The sequence below is a fragment of the Mycobacterium sp. genome, from assembly GCF_035633495.1.
In the GTDB taxonomy this organism is placed as follows: Bacteria; Actinomycetota; Actinomycetes; order Mycobacteriales; family Mycobacteriaceae; genus Mycobacterium.
In genome coordinates, this window is sequence record NZ_DASQEU010000081.1 from 1 (window position 1) to 3573 (window position 3573).

General features: G+C 66.3%; 5 protein-coding genes. 3 read left to right on the top strand and 2 right to left on the bottom strand.

What is annotated here, in order from left to right; all coding sequences use genetic code 11:
• A partial coding sequence (locus VET27_RS12950; RefSeq protein ID WP_526518665.1) for a YceI family protein occupies positions 1–166 on the top strand: 166 nt, incomplete at its 5' end.
• A gap of 70 nt (positions 167–236) precedes the next feature.
• Here VET27_RS12950 and VET27_RS12955 read toward each other — a convergent pair.
• Complete coding sequence (locus VET27_RS12955; protein ID WP_526518659.1) at positions 237–2291, bottom strand: 2,4-dienoyl-CoA reductase FMN-binding domain-containing protein; 2055 nt, start codon at positions 2289–2291, stop codon at positions 237–239.
• Complete coding sequence (locus VET27_RS12960; protein WP_526518661.1) at positions 2288–2845, bottom strand: PadR family transcriptional regulator; 558 nt, start codon at positions 2843–2845, stop codon at positions 2288–2290. The genes VET27_RS12955 and VET27_RS12960 overlap by 4 nt, the downstream gene beginning before the upstream one ends.
• Positions 2846–3106: 261 nt before the next feature.
• On the opposite strand from VET27_RS12960, the gene fdxA reads away from it, so the two are divergent.
• Positions 3107–3433 (top strand): ferredoxin, encoded by a 327-nt coding sequence (gene fdxA / locus VET27_RS12965; RefSeq protein WP_526518663.1) that lies wholly within the window; start codon positions 3107–3109, stop codon positions 3431–3433.
• Positions 3434–3477: 44 nt separating this feature from the next.
• A partial coding sequence (locus VET27_RS12970; protein WP_526518667.1) for a hypothetical protein occupies positions 3478–3573 on the top strand: 96 nt, incomplete at its 3' end.

A 3573-nucleotide genomic window follows, 5' to 3' on the forward strand; every position in this document is an offset into this window, starting at 1 on the left:
GACCAAGCCGATCGAGCTCAAGCTCGAGTTCAACGGCGTCAACCCCGGTATGGGCCACGGTGAGGTCGCTGGCTTCGAGGCGTCGGTCGTGCTGAACCGCAAGGACTTCGGCATCGACATCGACATGCCGCTGGAGACCGGGGGCGCCGTCGTCGGCGAGGCGTAGTTCCGCGAACGTGACGCCACGGCGAGATTCCCACCGGATTCTCGCCGTGGCGTCACGTTCGGCGCACGAGCTAAAGCTTCGCGGCGAGTTCCGTGCCCTGGCGGATGGCGCGCTTGGCATCGATCTCCGCGGCGACATCGGCCCCACCGATGACGCGCGGCTCGATCCCGTTGCGGCGCAGCCCTTCTTCGAGGTCACGCACCGACTCCTGGCCCGCGCAGATGACGACGTTGTCGACCGCGAGCACGCGGGGGGCGGAGCGATCCGAGCCGAAGCTGATGTGCAGGCCGTCGTCGTCGATGCGTTCATAGTTCACGCCCGAGAGTTGTTCCACGCCTTTGGCCTTCAGCGAGGCCCGGTGCACCCAGCCCGTCGTCTTGCCCAGACCGCGGCCCTGGGGGCCCTTGGTTCGCTGCAGCAGGTAGACCTCCCTGACCGGTGGCAGTGGGATGGGCGTCGTCAGGCCGCCGCGCGCCTCCTGCGGGGCCGTGTGTGGACTCAAGGCACCCCATTCGGCCTTCCACTCCTTGAGGTGTTGTGGCGACCGCAGTCCATCTGCCGGCTCCGCCGGCGTGGTGACCAGGAACTCGCTGACGTCGAACCCGATGCCGCCCGCACCCACCACCGCGACGCTCTTGCCGATCGGCCTGCCCAGGATCGCGTCGGCGTATGACAGCACCATCGGATGGTCGATGCCTGGGATGTCGGGCATCCGCGGCACGACCCCGGTGGCGAGGACGACGTCGTCGAAGCCCGAGAGTTCCTCCACGTCCGCGCGGATGTTCAGTCGCACGTCCACGCCGTGCTTCTCGAGCATCCGGGAGTAGTAGCGGATGGTCTCTTTGAACTCCTCCTTGCCGGGAATCCTTCTGGCCAGATCGAATTGGCCGCCGATCGCGCCGCCCGCCTCGAACAGCGTGACGGCGTGGCCGCGTTCGGCCGCCGTCACCGCTGCGGACAAGCCAGCGGGCCCGGCGCCGACGACGGCCACCCGCCTGGTGCGTCGCGTCGGTCCGAGTACCAGCTTCGTCTCGTGTCCCGCCCGCGGATTGAGCAGACACGACACGGTCTTGTGGACGAACGCGTGGTCCAGGCAGGCCTGGTTGCACCCGATGCACGTGTTGATCTCGTCGGCGGCGTCGGCGGCGGCCTTGCGCACCCAGTCGGGGTCGCTCAGTAGCGGTCGTGCCATCGACACCAACTGCACACGTCCGTCGGCAAGGATCTGCTCGCACGCCTGAGGCATGTTGATCCGGTTGGACGCCACGACTGGAATCCGCACGTGCTCGGCCATCGCATTGCTGATGTCGACGAACGCGCCGTTGGGCACCGACGTCACGATCGTGGGCACTCGGGCCTCGTGCCACCCGATGCCGGTGTTGATGATGGTGGCCCCGGCAGCCTCGACTTCGGTGGCGAGCGCGACGGTCTCATCCCAGCTCTGACCTTCGTCGACGTAGTCGGCCATTGACATGCGATAGCAGATGATGAAGTCGCGTCCCACGGCCTCACGGGTGCGACGCACGATCTCGACGGGCATCCGACGGCGCTTCTCGGGTGTGCCGCCCCAGGCATCCGTCCGCTTGTTCGTCCGAGGCGCCAGGAACTGGTTGAGCAGATAGCCTTCGCTGCCCATGATCTCGACGCCGTCGTATCCGGCGTCACGGGCCAGCAGCGCGCAGCGGACGAAGTCGGCGATGGTGTCCTCGACACCCCGCGAGGACAGCCTGCGCGGCCGGAACGGGTTGATCGGCGCCTTGATGGACGACGCGCTCACCGAAAGCGGATGGTAGGCATAGCGTCCCGCGTGCAGGACCTGCAGCAGGATCTTGCCGCCCTCATCGTGCACGGCCGACGTGATCCGGCGGTGACGCCGGGCTTCCGACGAAGACACCATCTGCGCGGCGAACGGCAGGAGCCAACCGGTCCGGTTGGGCGCGTAGCCACCGGTGACGATGAGCCCTACCCCGCCACGCGCCCGCTCGGCGAAGTACGCCACCAGTCGCTCGGTGTCCCGCGCTCGGTCCTCCAGACCCGTGTGCATCGAGCCCATCACGACCCGGTTTCGCAGAGTGGTGAAGCCAAGATCCAACGGCGACAACAGATTCGGATACGGGTTGGTCATCGAGTTCCTCCCAGGGCAGCTAGTACCTCGTCCAGCCAGCGAAGCGAGCCCTCCTCGGCGAGGATCCCGCCGCGCAGCACCAGGTATTGGTGCATCGCCGGGCCCTCCAGCGCGGACGGGTTGGGAAACTGCCGCTTCGCGAAACCCAGGTAGGTGTCGAGGAGCTGGGCCCTCTCGTCGCGTAGGGCGGTGACTTGGGCGCGTAGCGTGCCGGGGTCCCCATACGCGGCGCCGCGGATCTTCACCGCGATGTCGCGCGTTCGCGAATCGGTGACGGAGCTGCCTCTTCCCGTAAGTGGTTCGGCGATCCAGCGTGCCAGTTCCTCGCGGCCGCCGTCGGTGACGCCGTACACCTTCTTGTCTGGCTTGCCGTGCTGTGCGACGACGTCGACATGCACCCAGCCGTCGGCCGCCATCGTCCGCAGCGTCCGGTAGATCTGCTGATGGGTGGCGGCCCAGAAGTAACCAATGGACCGGTCGAAGCGGTGTGCCAGCTCGTAACCAGAGCCGGCCTGTTCGCTCAGCGCCACCAGTATCGCGTGGGGGAGGGCCACGTCCGGCAGCGTAAGTGGCACCCGTGGTCCTATGCAACCAGTTGCATGACTTGGGTTGAGGACACGCGAAAGGTGACTAGGCGACTTATATGTGCAACGTTTAGTATCAGTAACCACGCGCCACCCGTAACGGGCGGCGCGTCAAGTTAGGGCACACTGAGACAGCATTTTAGGTATGAGCAACGCATACTTGCTTCGGCTTCTCGGGGTTCCCAATCAGGTCCCAACCGACCAGCAGCCCACTGGACAGGAGAGACATCAGTGACGTACACCATTGCCGAACCCTGCGTCGACATCAAAGACAAGGCATGTATCGAAGAGTGCCCCGTCGACTGCATCTACGAGGGCGCACGCATGCTGTACATCCACCCCGACGAGTGCGTGGACTGTGGGGCATGCGAGCCGGTGTGCCCGGTCGAGGCCATCTACTACGAGGACGACGTCCCGGACCAGTGGAACGTTTACACCCAGTACAACGCGGACTTCTTCAACGAGCTGGGATCTCCCGGCGGTGCCTCGAAGGTCGGCCAGACTGACAACGATCCGCAGGTCATCAAGGACATGCCGCCGCAGGGCGAGGAGAGCTGAGCGAAGCGAAGCCGACCGGCAGGACGGGCTTGAGCCCGCCCAGGCTGCTCTCGGCGTCACTGCCGGTCTTTCCCTGGGACACGCTGGCCGACGTCACGGCCACGGCCAGGGCGCACCCCGGCGGTATCGTCGACCTCTCG

Bases quoted from the DNA above. Each gene is read 5' to 3' on its own strand.
- VET27_RS12955 (WP_526518659.1), bottom strand. From the start codon at position 2,291: ATGACCAACCCGTATCCGAATCTGTTGTCGCCGTTGGATCTTGGCTTC.